The sequence below is a fragment of the Acinetobacter sp. Tr-809 genome (assembly GCF_011753255.1).
Classification (GTDB): Bacteria; Pseudomonadota; Gammaproteobacteria; order Pseudomonadales; family Moraxellaceae; genus Acinetobacter.
Map to the genome: position 1 here is coordinate 82046 of NZ_VWVZ01000008.1, position 21661 is coordinate 103706.

Here is a 21661-nt window from a genome sequence, read left to right on the forward strand (position 1 = left end):
CTCTATTTACGCCACCTGACCTTCTAAAAAGTCTTGTGCAAAACGCTGTAATACCCCACCCGCTTCATATACAGACACTTCTTCTTCTGTATCTAAGCGACAGGTCACAGGCACTTCAACAATCTCTTCCTTACCATCCGCTGTGGCACGTTCAATCACTAAAGTTAAAGTCGAACGTGGCGCAATATTACCAATCACGCTATACAGCTCAGTACCATCTAGCTTTAAGGTCTTACGGTTTACACCAGCTTTAAACTCAAGCGGTAACACACCCATACCGACTAAGTTAGTACGGTGAATACGCTCAAAACCTTCGGCAACAATCGCTTCAACACCTGCAAGACGTACACCTTTCGCTGCCCAGTCACGACTTGAACCCTGACCATAATCCGCACCCGCCACAATGATCAACGGTTGCTTACGGTTCATGTAGGTTTCAATCGCTTCCCACATACGCATCACTTCGCCTTCAGGCTCGACACGCGCTTTTGAACCCTGCTTAATGGTGCCGTCTGAGCGAACCACCATTTCATTAAACAATTTCGGGTTAGCAAATGTTGCACGTTGCGTGGTTAAGTGATCACCACGATGGGTTGCATAAGAGTTAAAGTCTTCCTCAGGCACACCCATTTTCGCCAAATATTCACCAGAAGCACTGTCTAGCACAATCGCATTCGATGGAGACAAGTGATCGGTAGTGATGTTGTCACCCAAGATCGCAAGCGGACGCATGTTGGCTAAAGTACGTGGTGCAGCCAACGCCCCTTCCCAATACGGAGGACGGCGGATATAGGTACTCATTGGACGCCAATCATACAGCGGGCTTGCTGCTTCTTCATTGACCCCCAAATCAAACATCGGAATGTAGATTTTACGGAACTGTTCAGGCTTCACTGCTTCTTTCACAAGTGCATCAATTTCAGCATCCGAAGGCCAGATATCTTTCAGGTAAATTGGATTACCGTCTTTGTCATTTCCGAGCGAATCTGTTTCGATGTCAAAACGAATGGTTCCTGCAATCGCATACGCCACTACCAGTGGCGGAGATGCCAAGAACGCTTGTTTTGCATATGGATGGATACGACCATCGAAGTTACGGTTGCCCGAAAGCACGGCAGTCGCATACAAGTCACGCTCAATGATTTCTTGTTGAATCACAGGATCAAGTGCGCCTGACATCCCATTACACGTAGTACATGCATAGGCGACGATACCAAAACCAAGTTTCTCAAGATCACCCAACACACCTGCTTCTTCAAGATACAGCGCAGCTGCCTTAGAACCCGGTGCAAATGAAGATTTCACCCAAGGTTTACGCACCAAGCCCAACTCATTCGCTTTACGTGCCAATAAACCTGCAGCAACGGTATTACGTGGGTTAGAGGTATTGGTACAAGAGGTAATTGCAGCAATAATCACCGCACCATCAGGGATTAAACCTTCAGCTTCTTGTGCCTTGGCAAGATCCAAATTCCCTGCAATGCCTTTTGCTTTCAAATCAGCAGTTGAGACACGTGCATGCGGGTTTGATGGGCCTGCAATGTTACGCGTCACTGTTGAAAGATCAAAACGAAGTACACGTGGGTACTCAGCTTGAGTCATATCCGATGCCCAAAGACCAATTTCTTTGGCATATTGCTCAACCAACGCCACTTGCGTATCTTCACGGCCTGTTAGACGTAAATAATCAATCGTGTTCTGGTCGATATAGAACATTGCCGCAGTTGCGCCATATTCAGGCGTCATATTTGAGATAGTGGCACGGTCGCCCACAGACATGCTGTCAGCACCTTCACCGAAGAACTCTAAATATGCACCGACTACACGCTCTTTACGCAAGAACTCGGTTAATGCCAACACGATATCCGTTGCAGTAATACCCGCTTGACGCTGACCAACAAACTCAACCCCGATGATGTCTGGCAGACGCATCCAAGAGGCGCGGCCGAGCATGACGTTTTCAGCTTCCAAACCACCGACACCGACTGAAATCACGCCAAGCGCATCGGTATGTGGGGTATGTGAATCGGTACCGACACAAGTATCAGGGAAAGCCAAGCCATCACGATTTTGAATCACTGGAGACATTTTCTCCAAGTTGATCTGATGCATGATGCCGTTGCCCGCAGGGATCACATCGACGTTTTTAAAGGCTGTTTTGGTCCACTCAATAAAGTGGAAACGGTCTTCGTTACGGCGATCTTCGATTGCGCGGTTTTTCTCAAATGCATCAGGGTCAAAACCACCGAATTCTACTGCCAAAGAGTGATCTACGATCAACTGCGTTGGTACCACAGGATTGACCTTGGAAGGATCACCGCCTTTATCGGCAATCGCATCACGCAGACCAGCAAGATCCACCAATGCGGTTTGACCCAAAATGTCGTGACAGACTACACGTGCGGGATACCATGGAAAATCGAGATCCTGACGGCGTTCGATCAACTGAGTTAAATAGGCCGTTAAATTCTCGGCATCCGCTTTACGCACAAGCTGTTCAGCCAGTACTTTCGAGGTGTATGGCAGCTTTTCGTATGCGCCTGGCTGAATATCTTCAACGGCTTGACGCACGTCATAGTATTCGAGCTGGGTACCTGCCAGCGGTTTACGATATTTTGTGTTCATTAACCACGCTCCGCCAATGGTTTGAATTCAAGATTTTCAGGGCCAGTATAGTTCGCGCTTGGACGAATGATTTTGCCATCCTGACGTTGTTCGATCACGTGTGCAGACCAACCCGCAGTACGTGCAATCACGAATAATGGCGTGAACATTGCCGTTGGGACACCCATCAAGTGATAGCTCACCGCACTGAACCAGTCGAGGTTCGGGAACATGTTCTTCACTTCTTTCATCACGGCTTCTAAACGTTCAGCGATCACATACATCTTGGTATTTTCTTGCGCTTCAGCAAGTTCACGCGCCACTTGCTTGATCACTTCATTACGTGGATCAGAAACGGTATAGACTGGGTGACCAAAACCGATCACCACTTCTTTTTTCTCAACACGGCTACGGATGTCGGCTTCTGCTTCATCGGCATTGTCATAACGTTGCTGAATCACAAACGCTACTTCGTTCGCGCCACCGTGTTTAGGGCCACGTAACGCACCAATACCGCCTGTGATTGCCGAGTACATGTCTGAACCTGTCCCTGCCACCACACGTGAAGTAAAGGTTGATGCATTGAACTCATGCTCTGCATACAGAATCAAAGAGGTGTGCATAGCTTGAATCCACTCTTCCGATGGCGCTTCGCCATGTAGGAGATGCAAGAAATGCGCAGCAATCGAGTCATCATTGGTTTCAACTTCGATACGACGACCGTTGTTGCTGAAGTGATACCAGTACAACAACATTGAGCCTAGGCTTGCCATCAATTTATCAGCGATGTCTTTTGCGCCTGCTTCGTTATGGTCTTCATGTTCTGGGGTTAAACAACCCAGTACAGATACGCCAGTACGCATCACATCCATTGGGTGTGCAGATGGTGGTAGTTGCTCAAGGGCGGTTTTCAATGCTGCAGGTAAGCCACGTAGTGCTTTTAATTTTGCTTTATAGGCTTTGAGTTCGGCTTTGTTTGGAAGTTTGCCGTGTACAAGAAGGTGTGCCACTTCTTCAAATTGGCTACCGACCGCAAGATCGAGAATGTCATAGCCACGGTAGTGTAAGTCGTTGCCGCTGCGGCCTACGGTACACAGCGCAGTGTTGCCTGCCACTTGTCCGCTGAGTGCAACTGATTTTTTTGGTTTGAAGCCTGTTGGAGTTTCATTACTGCTCATAAGATTGTCCTTTTTATATATCCTTAGGTTAAAACTTATAAAGTTCTTAATCTCCCTCAATCCCTCTTTCCAAAGAGGGACTTCCCACCAACCCTAGATCATCCAAGATTTAGGTGATTCCCCTCTTTTTCAAAGAGGGGTTAGGGGAGATTGTTTGACTTATTTATTCCTCGCAAAAGTTCCATCAAGATATTGTTCAAACGCATGGTAGTTAATGCGTTCATACAACTCCTGACGGGTTTGCATGGTATCGACCACATTCTTTTGTGTGCCTTCTTTACGCAGGGTCTCATAGACATTTTCTGCGGCTTTATTCATGGCACGGAATGCAGAAAGTGGATACAGCGCAATGCTGACATCGGCAGAAGCCAATTCTTCAGTGGTAAATAATGGCGTAGAACCAAATTCGGTGATATTGGCTAAAACAGGTACTTTGGTCAGATCTGCAAATTGCTTATACATAGCCAATTCAGTGATCGCTTCTGGGAATAGCATGTCCGCACCCGCTTCGATGTAAGCACCCGCACGGTCAATTGCCGCTTGTAAGCCTTCAACCGCCAGTGCATCAGTACGTGCCATAATCACAAAGCTGTCATCGGTACGTGCATCGACCGCAGCTTTAATACGATCGACCATTTCTTGTTGAGTCACGATGGCTTTATTCGGACGATGACCGCAACGCTTAGCGCCGACTTGGTCTTCGATATGCATCGCAGCAGCACCGAACTTGATCATCGACTTGGTGGTACGCGCGATATTAAAGGCAGAAGCACCGAAACCCGTGTCGACATCGACCAATAATGGCAGGTCACAGACATCAGTAATACGGCGTACATCTGTCAATACATCATCAAGGTTACTGATACCCAAATCAGGTAAGCCCAAAGAACCAGCCGCAACACCACCACCTGACAAATAGATCGCCTTGTAGCCTGCGCGTTTTGCCAATAACGCATGGTTGGCATTGATCGCACCCACTACTTGTAATGGTTTTTCATTTGCGACCGCGTCGCGGAATAGCTGACCAGCAGACTGTTTAGCCATGTTGTTGTTCTCCTTGATTTTGCAGCAATGTTTGCTCAACAATTTTGTAAGATGCATTGATGTGACGGTGCATCAGCATTTCGGCAAGTTCACCGTCACCTTCAGCAATCGCATCTAATATGCGGATATGTTCGTCCCAAGCTTTGCTTGGTCGGTCTGGGGTATTTGAAAACTGGATTCGATACATACGGATGAGGTGATACAGCTCATCGCATAACATTTTTTCTAAGGTTTTATTGCCACTGCTTTTGATAATGCAGTAATGGAAGTCGTCCTGACCTTCTTGCAGATAGTAGCCTTTACCTGCTTTAAAGTTTTCATCTTCGGCATGCATGCGCAATACATCACGCAAGGCCAGAATCTGTTTTTTATCAATATGCTGTGCTGCAAGTCTACAAGCCAAGCCTTCTAAAGAAGCACGAATTTGATAGAGTTCTTGAAACTGTTGTAGTGACAATGACACCACGCGTGCACCGACATGCGCAGTTCGCTCCACCAGTTTCTGCCCTTCCAGACGATGAATCGCTTCCCGTAACGGACCACGACTAATGCCATAAATACGTGCCAGCTCAGGTTCTGAAATCTTGCTGCCCGCAGGAATATGTCCCAATACAATCGCCGACTGAATTTGCTTAAATACGTGTTCCGTCAGGGTCATTCCCTGACTTGTGCTGAGGGCTTGAGGAACAAGGGTATCTTGCATATTGTCGACAATCTCTACAATTTTTATGATTTTATAACCAGATAAAAGAAAAAATGCAATAGGATTGTCGACAATAAATTAGACTGGTGCTTTCAATTCTACTGCATTGTGATCACTCTGTTGATTCTCAAAACACTGCCAAAAATCTTATATAAAAATAGATAAAACAATAGGTTAATAATGTTTGCAATCATCACTCAACCCTGAGCTTTTATCGGCTGAGCAGCCTTAGACTGTTAATGCTACGACCATGGTATGACAGCTTGATTGTAGACAATCTTTATAATCAGCTTGTACCGACAAATTTTGTAAGTAAATACTGCACCAAAATGTAAATAACAGCGTGCTTCATGCAGTCTTTATTGATACATTATTGGGCATCAAAGGTTCCGCTTCTGAAGCGCCAACCTCTCCAGACATCTATGCACTTTGTTGAAGAAAAGGACATTGTTAATGTTTCAACATATCCCACCTTATGCAGGCGATCCAATCCTTTCATTGATGGAACAGTTCAATGCTGATCCACGTGCTGAAAAGGTAAACCTCAGTATTGGTTTGTACTATAACGAAGACAGTATCGTTCCTCAGCTTGATACCATTATCGAAGCGCAAAAACGTATTGCACCTAAAAACACACAAACCAAGCTTTATTTACCAATGGAAGGTTTCAAACCTTACCGTGATGCAATTCAAGCCTTATTGTTTGGTGCAAATAGCCCAGCAATTCAGCAAGGTCGTGTTGCTACGATTCAAACGCTTGGTGGTTCTGGTGCATTGAAAGTCGGCGCAGACTTCTTAAAAACCTACTTCCCGAATTCAGAAGTTTGGGTCAGCCAGCCAACTTGGGATAACCATGTTGCGATCTTCAATGGTGCAGGCATCAAGAGCAACTTCTACCCGTACTTCGATGCTGAAACACGTGGCGTTGATTTTGATGGGATGTTGTCTACCCTGAAAACATTGCCAGAACAAAGCATTGTGTTATTGCACCCATGCTGCCACAACCCAACAGGTGCAGACTTGAACCCAGCCCAATGGGATCAAGTGATTGTGGTATTAAAAGAACGTAACCTGATTCCATTCCTCGACATCGCGTACCAAGGTTTTGGCGATGGTATGGAACAGGATGCCTACGCTATTCGTGCCTTAGACCAAGCGGGTCTGAACTTTATTGTCAGCAACTCGTTCTCTAAAATCTTCTCACTTTACGGTGAGCGTGTTGGCGGTTTGACTTTCGTATGTGATGATGCAGAAGCAGCAAAATGCACATTCGGTCAGTTAAAAGCAACGGTACGTCGTATTTACTCTAGCCCACCTACAACAGGTGCTTGGTTGGTTGATCAAGTGTTAAATGATGCTGATCTCAATCAACAATGGCAAGGCGAAGTCAAAGAGATGCGTGAACGTATTATCAAAATGCGTAGCATCTTGAAAGATGAGCTAACTAAAGCCCTTCCTGAGCGTGACTTTAGCTACCTTGTGAATCAAAAAGGCATGTTCAGCTATACTGGTTTAACCGCTGAGCAAGTGGATACGCTACGTGAAGAATATGCAATCTACTTGGTACGCAGTGGTCGTATCTGTGTTGCAGGCCTGAACATGAACAACGTATACAAAGTTGCCAAAGCAGTCGCTGAAGTTTTAGCAAAATCTGCTGCAACAGCTTAAGTTGTAACAGATAAAAAAGGCGCTTGAAGCGCCTTTTTTATTGCCTACTTTATTTAAATTTAGGTCTTGGACTTGCCCCAATACTTCAATTTAGAGGTCTGTCCAATCCCGACATTAAAACAATTATTCGGATCAAGCTTTTGATAGAAATTTGCCAATGCAGGCTTGGCAATATACAGATGACCGACATTATGCTCGGCAGGATATTCAGCACGGCGGGCATCCAGCAAATGCCACATCTGATGTTCCATCGCTAAAGGATCGTTGCCCTTTTTAAGAATGTAATCCTGATGAAAGACATGACAGAAAAAGTGCCCATAATAAAGTTTATGAATGATCTGCTGTTCCATTTCCACAGGCAGTTGCTCCACCCATTCACGATCATTACGACGTAAGGCGATGTCCAAGGCTACAATATCCTCGACTTCATCCCGATGGGTATCACGATAACGAATCGCTGCACCTGCCACCGCAAAACGATGCAAAAAGGCTTTACGTCCTTCCGCAGCATCACAAAGGAAGAAATTACCTGATGCATGTACCGCAAAATAGTCCTGTAAAAATTGCTCGGTCTGGGCTTTGCAATTATTTTCAACTCGCAACATCAGATGGTGTTCATAATGATCACGATATTCGGTCATTCGCTTCGGTAAATGGCTCGGTAACAATGAAGTGACCGCTTGTAGAATATGATCGGTCAGTCCTTTGATTTTAAATTTTTCTAAAAAACCATCGATCTTGTCTTTAAGAGCAAAGGCTTTCGGCACATTGGCTGTACCAAATTTTTCAATAAACAGGAAGGTATCTTTACCGTATTTTTCGCCAATATGATAAGCATTGCGGTGAATATATTCCCCTGCAATCGGCAAGCTTGGCAATGAAGTCAGTAAATAGCGACGAATCGCAGTCAGATCATCGGCATCATTTGTACCAATATAAAATACGCTGCTCTCTACCTTTTCATAAGTATCAAGACGCACTGCAAACACACAGACTTTACCTGCCGAACCCGAAGCTTCAAACAGACGCGATGGATCAGCATTAAAACGAGCCGGACTGTCAGCGTCGACTTGAGTGACATCTTGCGCATAACGTTGATCAGATGCCTGCTTTTCAGCATCATCTAAAATATCTGTGGCTTGATAGCGCTGCTGCTCTAAACGGGTCAGGATTTCTTCAGGACTTGAGCCTAAATTCACACCCAGATGATTGACCAATTCCAGCTGACCTTGGGCATTGACCTGCGCATATAGTGCCAATTCGGTATAAGCAGGTCCACGACGTACCAAGGCACCGCCTGAATTATTACAGACCCCACCCAATACCGAAGCGCCAATACAAGACGAGCCAATCACCGAATGCGGCTCTCGATCATAGCCTTTCAGTAGCTGTTCCAGATTATCCAAAGTCGCCCCCGGCAAACAAATCACCTGCCTGCCGTCATGGATGACCTGAATGCCTTTTAAACGGCGCGTACTCATCACTAATACAGGACGGTCATAATCATCACCATAGGGTGTTGAACCGCCTGTCAGTCCTGTATTGGCAGCTTGCATGATGACAATACAATCTGCTTCGATGGCGGCTTGTAGCACCTGCCATTGTTCCAGCAAGGTGCCTGGGATGACCACTGCAAAGACTTTGCCCTCACCAAAACGACGACCTTGCCGATACTGGCGAGTACTTTGATCATCACTCAGCACATGCTGACGTCCAACAATCTGCTGTAAACGATCAATCACCACTTTGGGAGAAAATATTTGCATGATGGCTCCTTTGGATCATCTATATAAAATCGAGCTATATCTTATGCACGCTAAAACTAGATCAGCACGGCAGGGTCTTACGGTATATAGGTTATGATGGAAGTAACTCATTCCGTTACTTTGGTTTTGCCCAAAGTAACCAAAGGCATTGTCACTTACAGAACCTGTTCACTGTATCCATTTTTCAAGTTGCATTGCAAAAACAATATCTTACCAATACCACGCAGGCTGTAAGTGACGTTTAGCACCAGCAACTAATTTCTTAACCTAAGTAGCTACACGTCGGTGGCAAGGATGCCGCCTGTTCCGATGCGGTAGCAAGGAAGTACCGTCATCGGAATAGCGGATTTTTGGTTACTTTTGATCCTTCAAAAGTGACAAATGCCTATACCTCAGACATAAGCATGTCACCAGACTTGGTGGCTGTGCCTACTACGAAATGACTGGCAATTCGACAAAGTGATAACCTCTTTATCTCGTGCCCACTACACTCCCCGTTTGATTGCCTCAACCAAACAATCCGCATTAATCTCTTGAATCGACTTAGCACCCGTCAACGTCATTGCCACCCGCATTTCCTTCTCAATCAGATCCAGCAAATTCGATACCCCTTGCCCACCTGCTGCTGCCAAGGCATACACAAAAGCACGTCCCAATAACACTGTATCCGCACCTAGGGCTAACATACGAACCACATCCAGGCCATTACGGATGCCTGAGTCTGCCAAAATTGCCAGATCACCCTTCACCACATCGGCAATCGCAGGCAAGGCACGCGCAGAAGACATCACCCCATCGAGCTGACGCCCACCATGATTGGATACCACGATGCCATCGGCACCAAAACGCACTGCATCTTTGGCATCTTCAGGATCTAGAATGCCCTTAATCACCATCGGGCCATCCCAAAACTCACGAATCCACTCCAGATCTTTCCATGAAATTGATGGATCGAAATTAGAGCCTAACCAGCCGATATAATCTTCAAGCCCTGTTGGTTTGCCTAAATATTTCGAGATATTGCCCAAGTCATGCGGACGCCCACACATCCCGACATTCCATGCCCAATGTGGATGCAACATCGATTGCAGATAACGACGCATCGCTGCATTTGGTCCACTCATGCCTGAATGTGCATCACGATAACGTGCACCTGGCACAGGCATATCCACAGTAAATACCAATGTTGAACAACCTGCCGCTTTAGCACGTTCCAAGGCATTGCGCATAAAGCCACGATCACGCAACACGTACAGCTGAAACCACATTGGACGTTGAATTGCAGGTGCTACTTCCTCAATCGGACAGACAGAAACCGTCGATAGGGTAAATGGAATGCCTTTTTTATCCGCTGCCACTGCTGCCTGCACTTCACCTCTACGTGCATACATACCGGTTAAACCGACTGGTGCCAAAGCGACTGGCATCGACAAAGTTTCGTTAAACAGTTTGGTTTCCAGACTGAGTGCAGACATGTCATTCAGCACTCGCTGACGTAAGGCAATTTCAGAAAGATCCTGCACATTACGTTTTAAGGTATGTTCCGAATACGCTCCACCGTCAATATAGTGAAATAAAAAGGGCGGTAAACGACGTTGTGCCGCAGCACGATAATCATTGCCAGAAGAAATAATCATTTTGAATCAACTCTAGTTAAACGTGTTGCACGTTTCTGGCGAGCTTCATCTTCGCCCAGAGCACGTACATGATTAATCACAAATTCAATATGACCGCACACCGCTTGGCGTGCAGCCTCGGGATCTTTACGATCAATCGCATCCATCACCTGAAAATGCTGCTCACTCAGCAAGTCACCATTGACAGGATCGTTATAAACTTTGTTACGCCCGAGCAAGACGTTGTATTGCAGCAAGTCAAACAGACTGCGCATCATTTGGATCAACACAATATTGTGTGAGGCTTCAGCAATCGCTAAATGAAATTCCGCATCCGAAACTGCTGCCTGAGCCGAATCTCCGGCATTTTGATGACGGCTAATCTCATCAAAATAATGATGGATTTTGGCACGATCTTCGGGGGTCGAACGCAATGCGGCATACCACGCAGTTCCGCCTTCCAGTAACAAACGCGCTTCCTGTACATCAAAACGGTACAACGGATCTTCTTCAATCAGGTTACTGATCGGATTCACAATCAACTGTTGTGACCATTGCTCAGGTAACTGATGAATATAGGTGCCATCACCGCGACGGCTACTGAGCACGCCTTGACTATTTAACTGCTGGATCGCTTCACGTAAAGAAGGACGAGACACCCCCAAACTAGTCGCAAGTTGACGCTCGGCTGGCAAACGATCACCTTTTTTCATCTGACGCTGCTCAATGAGTGCCTGTAACTTCATGACCACTTGATCGGAGATTCTCATCACATTTCCTTGATTAGAGTTATGGAATCATCCACGGTACCAGATAAGCCTGAACCGTGACGATGATGCCAACAAAGACTGTAAATATGATGCTATGTTTTACCGTGAAACGGAACAAGTCAGATTCTTTTCCAACCAAGCCCACTGCTGCACAGGCAATCGCGATCGATTGCGGGGAAATCATCTTGCCTGTCACACCACCACTGGTATTGGCTGCCACCAACAACACTTCTGGAATCCCAATTTGCTGTGCCGTAGTCGCTTGCAATGCCGAGAACAGTGCATTGGATGATGTATCTGAACCTGTTAGGAATACACCCAGCCAGCCCAAGAATGGCGAGAAGAAAGTAAAGGCATGACCCGTATGCGAGAGTGCCAGAGCCAAGGTTGCAGATAAACCTGAATAATTGGCAATAAAGGCAAAGGCCAATACCATTCCTATCGAATAAATCGGGGTTTTTAACTCATTTAATGTTTCAGCAAAGGTACTAACCGCATCACGGGTTTTCATTTTCAGAAAAATGATGGTAATAATCGCGGCAATAAAAATGGCGGTTCCTGTCGCAGAGAACCAGTCAAATTTATAGATTGCTTCATAAGCGGTACTTTCAGACACAATCGGTGGCATTTTTTCCACCAACTTATGCAGATAAGGCACTTCTATTTTAAAAATCCAGTCTGCCAACGCACCGTCTTTGGCAAAGAGTGCCTTAAACGGTTGAACACTCCAAATGGTCACCATAGCAGTCAGAATCATAAACGGCGACCATGCTTTGGCAATCTGTGCAATGCTATAACGCTGTTGTGATGAGGCCGCATGGCTTGCTGCTTGTTCATCGGTCATTTCGAAACGGAAAATATGCTTAGGTTTCCAAACGCGGAACAGCAAAGTTAGACTCACTAGAGAAGCAATCGCAGCCGTAATATCAGGCAATTCTGGTCCCAAAAAGTTCGAGGTCAGATATTGTGCAATCGCAAAAGCACTACCACCGACCAGTACCGCTGGCCAAGTTTCTTTCACGCCACGCCAGCCATCCATGATCGCCATAATCCAGAACAGCACTATGATGGTTAAAAATGGCAATTGGCGACCTACCATCTGACTGATTTCCATGGTATCGACACCCGACACCTGTCCCGCCACGATAATCGGAATCCCCATCGCACCAAAAGCCACAGGTGCCGTATTTACAATTAGACAGAGGCCCGCAGCATAGAGCGGTTTAAAGCCCAATCCAACCAACAACGCTGCAGTAATCGCAACAGGTGCACCAAAGCCAGCCGCACCTTCCAAAAAGGTACCGAAAGCAAAGCCGACCAATAACATCTGCAAACGCTGATCTTCGGTAATCGATAGAATACTGGAGCGAATCACATCAAACTGCCCTGTTTTTACCGAAATTTTATACAGAAAAACCGCCCCGATAATAATCCATGAGATTGGCCATAAACCGTAAATAAAACCATAAACAACAGAAGCAAATGCCATTTCAATAGGCATTTGATAGAAGAATAAAGCAATCAACATGGCAATAATCACGGTACAGGTTCCCGCGACACTGCCCTTCATACGAAAGACCGCCAACGCCAAAAAGAAGAAAATAATTGGGATCAACGCGACTGCACTAGATAGCCAGATATTATTTAAAGGGTCATATAGTTGTTGCCACACATTTAGCATTCTCATCTCCTTGAAATGCTGGGCGTCATTTTGTTTTTACTTCGATATTTAACGAATCTTCTTAATATTGGTATTACCAATATTAAATAAATAAGCAAAACACACTCATTTGCAATGTTTATGCATCTTAATTACATGAATTCAAAGGATCAACCCTATTCACATGATGATAATTGGTATGACCAATAATAATTAAAATAAATCAATCCTTTTGCTCTGCTCTAGTTATTCCACATTCGACTAAAGTCTTATAAAAGGTTTGTCTTTACGGCAACCCTGCGAAGTTGAACTCAACTGGAACACTCGATAAAGAACTATAAATATGACTTCTTGGTGATATCTGTATAATGTGTTCACAACTCAAATCACATCCCTATGAATTGAATAATATGACTCAACTGACTTGTTTTAAAGCCTATGATATTCGTGGCAAACTCGGCACAGAACTGAATGAAGAGATTGCTTATAACATTGGTCGTGCCTATGGACAGATCTATCAACCCAAAACCGTGGTGATCGGTTGTGATATCCGTTTAAGTAGCGAGGGCTTAAAACAGGCAACTATTCGTGGTTTGAATAATGCAGGCATCAATGTGCTTGATTTAGGTATGACAGGCACAGAAGAAGTGTATTTCGCAGCCTTCCATTTAGATGTGCAAGGCGGTATTGAAGTGACTGCCAGCCACAACCCAATGGATTACAACGGCATGAAATTGGTGCGTGAGAATGCACGCCCTATCAGTGCGGAAACAGGTTTAAAAGAAATTCAAGCACTAGCAGAATCAGGGCAATTCACTGAGGTTGTGAATAAAGGCACCACGCAAAACTATAATATTTTACCTGAGTTCATCGAGCATCTGCTCACCTATATTGATCCGCAAAAAATTAAACCACTTAAACTGGTGGTCAATGCAGGGAACGGCGCAGCAGGCCATGTGATTGATGCCATCGAACAAAAATTCCAGCAACTCAACATTCCAGTGGAATTTATTAAAATTCATCATGAAGCTGATGGCAACTTCCCAAATGGTATTCCTAACCCAATTTTAATTGAAAACCGTGACAGTACCCGTGATGCAGTACTGCAATATCAAGCAGATATGGGGATTGCTTGGGATGGCGACTTTGACCGTTGTTTCCTGTTCGATGAAAAAGGGCAATTTATCGAAGGCTATTACATCGTTGGTTTATTGGCACAGGCCTTCCTGATCAAACAATCAGGCGAGAAAATCGTGCATGATCCACGTTTAGTCTGGAATACTTTCGACATCGTCGATCAATATCAAGGCATTGCAGTACAGTCAAAATCTGGACATGCCTTCATTAAAGATGTGATGCGTGAACACAATGCTGTGTATGGCGGGGAAATGAGTGCACATCACTATTTCCGTGATTTTGCTTATTGTGACAGCGGTATGATTCCGTGGTTACTCACCATTGCACTACTTTCAGAAACAGGACAATCGCTTTCAACACTGGTTGAAAACATGATTGCCAAATTCCCATGCAGTGGCGAGATCAACTTTAAAGTGGCGGATACACAAGCCACAGTACAAAAAATCTTTGATCATTATGCCGATCAGAATCCTCAGGTAGACCGTACCGATGGCGTGAGTCTTGATTTTGGTGCATGGCGCTTAAACGTCCGTGCTTCCAATACTGAGCCATTATTACGTTTAAATATTGAAAGCCGTGCAGACCAAAATCCGCAACCGATGCAGCATTATGTAGATGAATTAACGGCTTTAATTCAGAGTTAATTTATTCCAAATAAAAAGGAGCATATCGCTCCTTTTTATTTACTTGGTATTTAGTTAAAGCCGTTTGGATTCTGCTTCTGCCAGTTCCAACTGTCAGCCAACATATCTTCTAAGGTATATTGTGGTTGCCAACCGAGTTCATCCTTAGCTCGCGAAGCATCCGCATAAAATGCTGCCAAATCTCCAGCTCTCCGCTCAGCAAATTCAGTCAAAATCTGAACCTCATTCACTTTTTCAAAAGTTTCTTTGATTTGCAGAACTGAAATTGGAGTTCCTGTACCAATATTCCAAGCTCGACACCCTTGATTGTTTAAACGATTGGTAACCGCCAGAACATGGGCTTTAGCCAAATCAACAACATGAATAAAGTCCCGTTCGCAGGTACCATCTTTGGTTGGGTAGTCATTGCCAAAAATCGAAAGTTTTTCACGTCGCCCTACAGCCACCTGAGTGACATAAGGCATTAAATTATTAGGAATCCCTTGAGGGTCTTCCCCAATCTGTCCGCTTTTATGTGCACCGACTGGATTAAAATAACGTAATAAAGCAATCGACCATTTTGAATCTGCTAATGCTATTTTTTGCAGCATCTGCTCAATAATTAATTTGGTATAGCCATAATTATTATTGGGTAAACTTAATGGCATCTCTTCTTGATAAGGAGATGGATTCAACTCCCCATACACAGTAGCAGAGGAGCTAAAAGCCAAGGTAAATACACCAGCTTTCTCCATTGACTTGAACAATTGAACACTGCCAGCAATGTTATGATCAAAATATGCCAAAGGAATTTGCTGACTTTCCCCAACTGCTTTTAAACCTGCAAAATGTATTACCGCATCAATAGAATAGTCCTGAAAAACTTGATCTAACGCATCCTGATGACGAATATCACCTTTTACAAAAACCAAGCTTTTATTTGCGAGTTTCTGCACCCGACGCAAAGATTCTTCCGAGCTGTTTGAGAGGTTATCAAATACAATCACCTCATGGCCTGCGCTGAGCAACTCCAAACAGGTATGCGAACCAATATAACCCGCGCCACCTGTGACTAAAATCTTAGCCATCTATTTTTCCTAACAATATTTTCAATAAACCTTGCGTTGATGTATCAAAACTAGATAGATCATCTTGCTCACGGTTTAAAATCGGTAATAGCTGATTGGCAATTTCCTTACCTTTTTCTACCCCCCATTGATCAAAGGGGTTGATATTCCACAACACGGATTGCACAAATACTTTATGTTCATACATCGCAATCAGCATCCCTAAACTATAAGGATTCAGTTCTTTCAGTAAAATGGTGGAACTTGGCTGATTACCTTCATATTGTTTATAGGCAGGCAAGTCCTCTAATTCATCTGCTGCCAAAGCTTGATTACCAAAAGCCAATAAGCGCGACTGGGCCAAACAATTCGATAAGGCCAGATGGTGCTGTTCAACCAAAGCCTCTGCACTTTCAGCATAAGTAAATTGATTGGCATTGTAGCGCTTTACTGGTGCAATAAAATCACAGCTCACCGAATGTGTCCCTTGGTGCAGCAGTTGATAAAATGCATGCTGCGCATTGGGCCCCACTTCGCCCCAGACAATTGGACATGTTGCTGACTTTACTTTCTCACCATTACGCTGAATTGATTTACCATTGGACTCCATTTCAAGCTGCTGCAAATAAGCCGCGAAATATTTGAGTCGTCCGTCATAAGGCAATACCGCATGGGTCTGGATATCCAGAAAATTATTGTTCCACGCGCCTAATAAACCCATTATTACAGGAATATTCTGCTGAAAAGGTGCTGTTTGGAAATGTTGGTCAATGGCATAAGCACCTGCTAATAACTGCTTGAAACCCTCTACGCCAATGGTTAGTGCGATCGGTAAGCCGATACATGACCAAAGTGAATAACGTCCACCCACCCAGTCCCACAGCAACAGCTGCTTATCCGGTGCGATCCCCCACTCTGTCATTTTTTCGGGTTTAGTCGAGACCCCAATAAAATGATTTTTTAGAATTTCAGCATTTGTACCCAAGGCCTTTTCCAACCATTGGCGCACAGTTTGCGCATTTGAAAGCGTATCAATTGTGCCAAATGACTTGGAGGAAATAATAAATAAAGTCGTTTCAGGTCGAAGCTGATGCAGCAATTCAGACAGTTGACTGCCATCCATAGTCGAAACGAAATGCACATCTAAAGGTTTTGCCGTGGCAACCTTAAAATCAGACAAAGCATGGGTAACCATAACTGGTCCCAAATCAGATCCACCAACCCCGATGTTGACCACATCTTGAATGACTTCACCCGTTGCACCACGGTATTGACCAGCATGAATTTTATCAACCAAGGTATACATGCGTTCAAGCTGTTGATGCACAGCTTGATTAATCTCAGTAAAATTTGAATGAGATTGAGGCAGACGTAATGCCCAATGCATCGCGGCCCGATGTTCGGTATAATTAATCTGCTCAGAAGAAAATAATGTTTTGATCCATTGTTTTAAATCTTGTGCCTGAGCCAAGTCGACCAAACTATTTAAAATATTCTGATCAAGGCGATGCTTACTAAAATCTAAAACAATTTGGTCACATTCAACTGAAAAATGTTTAAAGCGTGCAGGATCAGCCGCAAATAATTCTTTGAGGTGGATATCTTTAATTTGCTTTTGCAAAGATGATAACTGCTCAAGCACTGACGCTGGCTCCTTAACAGTAAAGGGCTGAATCTGTTTTATCATCATTAACGCCCCACTCCCATATATGCAAAGCCTTGTAATTTTACATAGTCTGGATCATAAATATTGCGACCATCCAAAATTAAAGGATGCGCCATAAGCTGTTCAAGCTGTTTGAACTCTGGGCTCCAGTATTGTTTCCATGCAGTTAATACACATAGACCATGCACATTTTTCACTGCATCATACTGATCTTGATAAAGGATCAGATCATCACGTTGCCCATACATCTGTTTAATTTCATCCAGAGCTTGCGGATCATGTAGATGAACCGTTACACCTTGTGCCCAAAGTGCTGCAAGCATTTGGTGAATAGGTGATTGCTGAATGCTCGAGGTATTTTCTTTAAAAGAGGCCCCCCAGATCGCTATTGATTTACCCTGTAAATCCCCATGATAGTAATTCCAGAACTTGCGGAATAGAATTTCTTTTTGTTGCTCATTGATGTCCCAAACTTGAGCAAGTAACTGGCTTTTCACTCCAGTATTTGCAACCGTGTTCGATAAGGTCAAGATATCATGAGAAAAATTTTCACCGCCAAAACCTGCACCTGGTGCCAAATAAGCCGAGCCAATACGGCTATCTGCAGCCATACCCTGTCGAACTGAAGCAATATCAATCCCAAGTTTTTCTGCCACAACAGCTAAATCATTAATGTAACTAATCCGTGTCGCTAACATGCCAGAGATGCTGAGTTTGGTAAACTCAGCATCTAAAATCGGCATAAACAAATATTGGTGTTCCAAAGGAAAAAATGGTCGCAGCAATTCTTTCACTTTGCTTTGAACTGTAACTTGAGTGCATCCCACAATCAGTTGCTTAGCTTGAGTCAGACTATGTAAAGCATTCCCCTCCTGGATCGTATCTGGTAAATAGACCCAGTCATCCTCAGACAGGATTTGCTTAAAGTGCTCAGTGCCTTGCAAACCAAAAGTTGATGCATTGATCATTAGCTTAGGATGAATGATTGGACGTAGTTTCAACAACTGTAATAATTGAAAAACTTGCTGTTCTTGTGTTTGGTTAAAGCTAAATAAGTAAGCATCAATATCTAAAGGGATTCCCTCTAAATCTCGATAATTTAGAAAACCACTATTACACTGTTTCTCCAATAAACGACTGACATTTTCATCATGAAATACATATTGCTGAACATCAGCGTTATCATCAAGATGTGAACACCAATAAACAAAATGTCCAGCTTCAGACAATAATGCAGACATCACGCCTGCATATAAAGTATTACCAAAGATTGCAACTTTCATAACTACATGCCCTGAACTAGAGGGCCAATTCTTGGATTAAGCCCTTAAAATCTGCGCCCAATTTTGGATGCTCAATACCATAGTGCAATACAGCTTTTAAATAGCCCAATTTACTGCCACAGTCAAAAGTTTGTCCTTTCATTCGATAGGCTTCAACAGCTTCCGATTGTTGTAATGCTGCGATGGCATCAGTAAGCTGAATTTCATTTCCTGCACCGCGTGGCGTATTTTCTAAAAGCGCCATAATTTGAGCCGGTAGAATATAACGCCCAACAACAGAAAGATTTGAGGGTGCTGTACCCACAGCAGGTTTTTCAACGATACCCTGCATCTTGATACTTTCGCCCTCATTCGGCGCAACTGCAACATCAACAATACCATATTGATCAACGAGATTGTCAGGCACCGCTTCAACCATAATTTGCGCAGCTTGTGACTGTTCAAAACGCTGAATCATGAGTGACAAATCATTGTCACTGGTTTGGTTCTTGACCAAGACATCGGGTAATAACACAGCAAAAGCCTCATCCCCCACAATATCTTTCGCACATAGTACCGCATGACCTAATCCAAGTGGTTGCGGCTGACGGACACTCACAACACTGACATGCTTGGGTAAAATATCAGTAATTTCTTTCAGTAGGTCAAATTTCTTTTTTTGCTCTAAAGTGGTTTCCAACTCGAAGTTACGATCAAAGTAGTTTTCAATCGACGCCTTAGATGAATGTGTCACCAGAATAATTTGCTCTATGCCCGCTTCAACAGCTTCTCGCACAACATATTCAATCGCTGGGCGATCTACAACAGTCACCATCTCTTTCGGAATAGATTTACTTGCTGGTAAGAATCGTGTACCCAAACCTGCGACTGGTAAAATTGCTTTTTTGATCATTTTTTGCACTCTCTATTAATTTACTCTAACGTCGCTACTACGCTTATAACCATCCACATAATGTTCGAGCTGGATTAAGGCCCAGTCGATATCATGATCAATTGCTGTCATTTGACTAATTCTAGAAAATATTTCCTGAATTTCCCCTAAAGGGAAATGTTTTTCAAACGAACGTAAGATACGGGTATGTTCAGTATATTCAGTATTATCTTGATCAATGAGCAATTCTTCATAAAGTTTTTCACCTGGGCGCAAACCACTATAGGCAATTTCAATATCACCATCCAGTGAACCAGTTTCTCTCACTTTCAAACCGCTCAGCTTGATCATTTGACGGGCTAAGTCCTGAATTCTTACAGGTTCCCCCATATCAAGCAAGAATACATCGCCACCAGAACCTAATGCACCCGCTTGAATCACCAACTGAGAGGCCTCAGGAATGGTCATAAAATAACGAGTTACCTCAGGATGTGTCACTGTAATTGGTCCACCTTTTGCGATTTGTTGCTTAAATAATGGAACAACGGAGCCAGAAGAACCTAGCACATTACCAAAACGCACAATACTAATTTGTGTATGAGGTTTAGTTTCAGCAACCGCTTGGCAATAGAGTTCAGCCATACGTTTTGAAGCGCCCATCACATTGGTCGGCCTAACAGCTTTATCTGTTGAAATCAGTACAAAAGTTTCAACACCTTTTTTAACTGCAGCATTTAAACTATTTGCAGTACCAATGGCATTGTTTTTTAATCCTGCAATTGGGTTACATTCAACCAAAGGAACATGCTTATACGCTGCAGCGTGATAAACTGTTTGAATGTGATATTGTTCAATAATACGTTCAAGTTTTTGCTGATCCTGTACAGTTCCCAAGATCGGAACAATCGTACATGTTGCTGTTTGTCTCAATTCTTTATCAATATCATATAAAGCAAATTCTGTGAGGTCATACAGCACCAACATTTTTGGTTGATTTTTGATAATTTGTCGACACAGTTCTGAACCAATTGACCCCCCTGCACCTGTCACCATCACTACTTTATTCTGGATGTTTTTAGCGATCAGATGAGAAATAGGAGGAATAGGATCACGGCCTAATAAATCAATAATATCAACTTCTTGTATATCTGAAACTTGTACTTCACCATCAACCAGACGGGTTAAGCCAGGTAATTCTGTAATTTTTAAGCGTGCAATTTCAAACTGTTGAATAATTTCTGTTTTACGAACGCGTCCAACTGAAGGAAGTGCGAGTAAAATTTCTTCTATACGATCTTTTTTAAAACGTTGCAGTGCCTTTTCAACAGAATAAACTTTTAAACCACCGACAGTCTGTCCCTGTAAAGATGCAAAATCATCAATAAAGAAGACAGGTAAATGGTCATCGGAACGATGTAATGCAGCTGCGATTTGCTGTCCAGCATCACCCGCTCCATAAATAGCAATCCGTTTACGACCAATCTCTGAATAAAATGAAACTTTGATAATGAAACGGATGGCTGCACGACTAATCCATACCCAAGCAAACACCATAAATCCATACATAAATGGAATCGACATTGGGATATAAGCTGGCGTGAGTACATTCAAAATGTACATTGCAATCATCGTCAATGAAACAGCGATTGCAAGTTTAACAATAAAGACTTCGTTAAAAGTTCGAACAATAAAATGATAAACACCTGTGAGTGCCAAGCTTAAAACAGTAATCAGACTGACCAGCACAACCCCATGACCAATACCAGGAATAACTTCTGCACCTAGATCAAATAAACGGATGACATAACACAGCCATAAAATCACAGGAAAAGCAAAAGCATCCAAAAAAATAAGGAAAAATTGTTTAAATAATCTTGGCGCTGAGGCAAATTGATGAATAATCTTTTTCACAGTGATCTTCTACTCATCCCATATTCGGTTCGATCTTTATACGCACTTCTAATAAAACTAGAAATGACTTTTACACATAAAGTACACAAGGTTT

Annotated in this window: 15 protein-coding genes; 2 read left to right on the forward strand and 13 right to left on the reverse strand. The window is 43.6% G+C overall.

The annotated features are described in order from the left end of the window. Positions 1-6: 6 nt before the first annotated feature. The 4 genes from acnD to F3J02_RS16490 all read right to left on the reverse strand — a co-directional run bounded on the left by acnD (position 7) and on the right by F3J02_RS16490 (position 5529). Positions 7-2625, reverse strand: coding sequence for a Fe/S-dependent 2-methylisocitrate dehydratase AcnD (gene acnD / locus F3J02_RS16475; RefSeq protein ID WP_167251008.1), 2619 nt, complete (start codon positions 2623-2625; stop codon positions 7-9). Continuing rightward, the gene (prpC, locus tag F3J02_RS16480; protein ID WP_004656677.1) at positions 2625-3782 is read right to left on the reverse strand and encodes a 2-methylcitrate synthase; all 1158 of its coding nucleotides are present in this window, start codon (positions 3780-3782) and stop codon (positions 2625-2627) included. The genes acnD and prpC overlap by 1 nt, the downstream gene beginning before the upstream one ends. A 159-nt stretch (positions 3783-3941) precedes the next feature. Next, the gene (prpB, locus tag F3J02_RS16485; protein WP_167251010.1) at positions 3942-4826 is read right to left on the reverse strand and encodes a methylisocitrate lyase; all 885 of its coding nucleotides are present in this window, start codon (positions 4824-4826) and stop codon (positions 3942-3944) included. After that, on the reverse strand, positions 4819-5529 hold the full coding sequence (locus F3J02_RS16490) for a GntR family transcriptional regulator (RefSeq protein ID WP_033133717.1): 711 nt from the start codon (positions 5527-5529) through the stop codon (positions 4819-4821). Before F3J02_RS16490 ends, prpB begins: the two co-directional genes overlap by 8 nt. A gap of 453 nt (positions 5530-5982) precedes the next feature. On the opposite strand from F3J02_RS16490, the gene F3J02_RS16495 reads away from it, so the two are divergent. After that, a complete protein-coding gene (locus F3J02_RS16495; RefSeq protein WP_151869740.1) occupies positions 5983-7197 on the forward strand; it encodes an aromatic amino acid transaminase in 1215 nt (404 codons plus the stop codon). 59 nt (positions 7198-7256) lie between these two features. On the opposite strand, the gene dld is transcribed toward F3J02_RS16495, so the two are convergent. From dld to lldP, 4 genes are all read right to left on the reverse strand, one after another. Then, complete coding sequence (gene dld / locus F3J02_RS16500; RefSeq protein WP_167251012.1) at positions 7257-8963, reverse strand: D-lactate dehydrogenase; 1707 nt, start codon at positions 8961-8963, stop codon at positions 7257-7259. Positions 8964-9448: 485 nt separating this feature from the next. Beyond that, a complete protein-coding gene (gene lldD / locus F3J02_RS16505; RefSeq protein WP_167251014.1) occupies positions 9449-10600 on the reverse strand; it encodes an FMN-dependent L-lactate dehydrogenase LldD in 1152 nt (383 codons plus the stop codon). After that, a complete protein-coding gene (gene lldR / locus F3J02_RS16510; protein ID WP_167251016.1) occupies positions 10597-11349 on the reverse strand; it encodes a transcriptional regulator LldR in 753 nt (250 codons plus the stop codon). The genes lldD and lldR overlap by 4 nt, the downstream gene beginning before the upstream one ends. 19 nt (positions 11350-11368) lie before the next feature. Further along, on the reverse strand, positions 11369-13036 hold the full coding sequence (gene lldP, locus F3J02_RS16515; protein ID WP_171526160.1) for an L-lactate permease: 1668 nt from the start codon (positions 13034-13036) through the stop codon (positions 11369-11371). 383 nt (positions 13037-13419) lie between these two features. Here lldP and F3J02_RS16520 point away from each other — a divergent pair, with 383 nt between their 5' ends. Beyond that, positions 13420-14790, forward strand: a complete 1371-nt coding sequence (locus tag F3J02_RS16520; protein WP_167251020.1) for a phosphomannomutase CpsG — start codon at positions 13420-13422, stop codon at positions 14788-14790. Between the two features lie 50 nt (positions 14791-14840). Here the strand turns inward: F3J02_RS16520 and galE are convergent, their stop codons facing one another. The 5 genes from galE to F3J02_RS16545 are packed head-to-tail and all read right to left on the reverse strand — an operon-like array spanning position 14841 to position 21567. Then, positions 14841-15857 (reverse strand): UDP-glucose 4-epimerase GalE, encoded by a 1017-nt coding sequence (galE, locus tag F3J02_RS16525; protein WP_167251022.1) that lies wholly within the window; start codon positions 15855-15857, stop codon positions 14841-14843. Continuing rightward, a complete protein-coding gene (pgi, locus tag F3J02_RS16530) occupies positions 15850-17523 on the reverse strand; it encodes a glucose-6-phosphate isomerase (protein WP_167251124.1) in 1674 nt (557 codons plus the stop codon). Before pgi ends, galE begins: the two co-directional genes overlap by 8 nt. A gap of 2 nt (positions 17524-17525) precedes the next feature. Continuing rightward, positions 17526-18785, reverse strand: coding sequence for a nucleotide sugar dehydrogenase (locus tag F3J02_RS16535; RefSeq protein ID WP_167251024.1), 1260 nt, complete (start codon positions 18783-18785; stop codon positions 17526-17528). A gap of 16 nt (positions 18786-18801) precedes the next feature. After that, positions 18802-19677, reverse strand: a complete 876-nt coding sequence (gene galU, locus F3J02_RS16540) for a UTP--glucose-1-phosphate uridylyltransferase GalU (protein ID WP_167251026.1) — start codon at positions 19675-19677, stop codon at positions 18802-18804. Between the two features lie 15 nt (positions 19678-19692). Then, complete coding sequence (locus tag F3J02_RS16545; protein ID WP_167251027.1) at positions 19693-21567, reverse strand: polysaccharide biosynthesis protein; 1875 nt, start codon at positions 21565-21567, stop codon at positions 19693-19695. Positions 21568-21661 lie beyond the last annotated feature (94 nt).

Coding starts and splice junctions, on each gene's coding strand:
- acnD (WP_167251008.1), bottom strand. CDS start 2,625: ATGAACACAAAATATCGTAAACCGCTGGCAGGTACCCAGCTCGAATAC.
- prpC (WP_004656677.1), bottom strand. CDS start 3,782: ATGAGCAGTAATGAAACTCCAACAGGCTTCAAACCAAAAAAATCAGTT.
- prpB (WP_167251010.1), bottom strand. CDS start 4,826: ATGGCTAAACAGTCTGCTGGTCAGCTATTCCGCGACGCGGTCGCAAAT.
- F3J02_RS16490 (WP_033133717.1), bottom strand. CDS start 5,529: ATGCAAGATACCCTTGTTCCTCAAGCCCTCAGCACAAGTCAGGGAATG.
- F3J02_RS16495 (WP_151869740.1), top strand. CDS start 5,983: ATGTTTCAACATATCCCACCTTATGCAGGCGATCCAATCCTTTCATTG.
- dld (WP_167251012.1), bottom strand. CDS start 8,963: ATGCAAATATTTTCTCCCAAAGTGGTGATTGATCGTTTACAGCAGATT.
- lldD (WP_167251014.1), bottom strand. CDS start 10,600: ATGATTATTTCTTCTGGCAATGATTATCGTGCTGCGGCACAACGTCGT.
- lldR (WP_167251016.1), bottom strand. CDS start 11,349: ATGAGAATCTCCGATCAAGTGGTCATGAAGTTACAGGCACTCATTGAG.
- lldP (WP_171526160.1), bottom strand. CDS start 13,036: ATGAGAATGCTAAATGTGTGGCAACAACTATATGACCCTTTAAATAAT.
- F3J02_RS16520 (WP_167251020.1), top strand. CDS start 13,420: ATGACTCAACTGACTTGTTTTAAAGCCTATGATATTCGTGGCAAACTC.
- galE (WP_167251022.1), bottom strand. CDS start 15,857: ATGGCTAAGATTTTAGTCACAGGTGGCGCGGGTTATATTGGTTCGCAT.
- pgi (WP_167251124.1), bottom strand. CDS start 17,523: ATGATAAAACAGATTCAGCCCTTTACTGTTAAGGAGCCAGCGTCAGTG.
- F3J02_RS16535 (WP_167251024.1), bottom strand. CDS start 18,785: ATGAAAGTTGCAATCTTTGGTAATACTTTATATGCAGGCGTGATGTCT.
- galU (WP_167251026.1), bottom strand. CDS start 19,677: ATGATCAAAAAAGCAATTTTACCAGTCGCAGGTTTGGGTACACGATTC.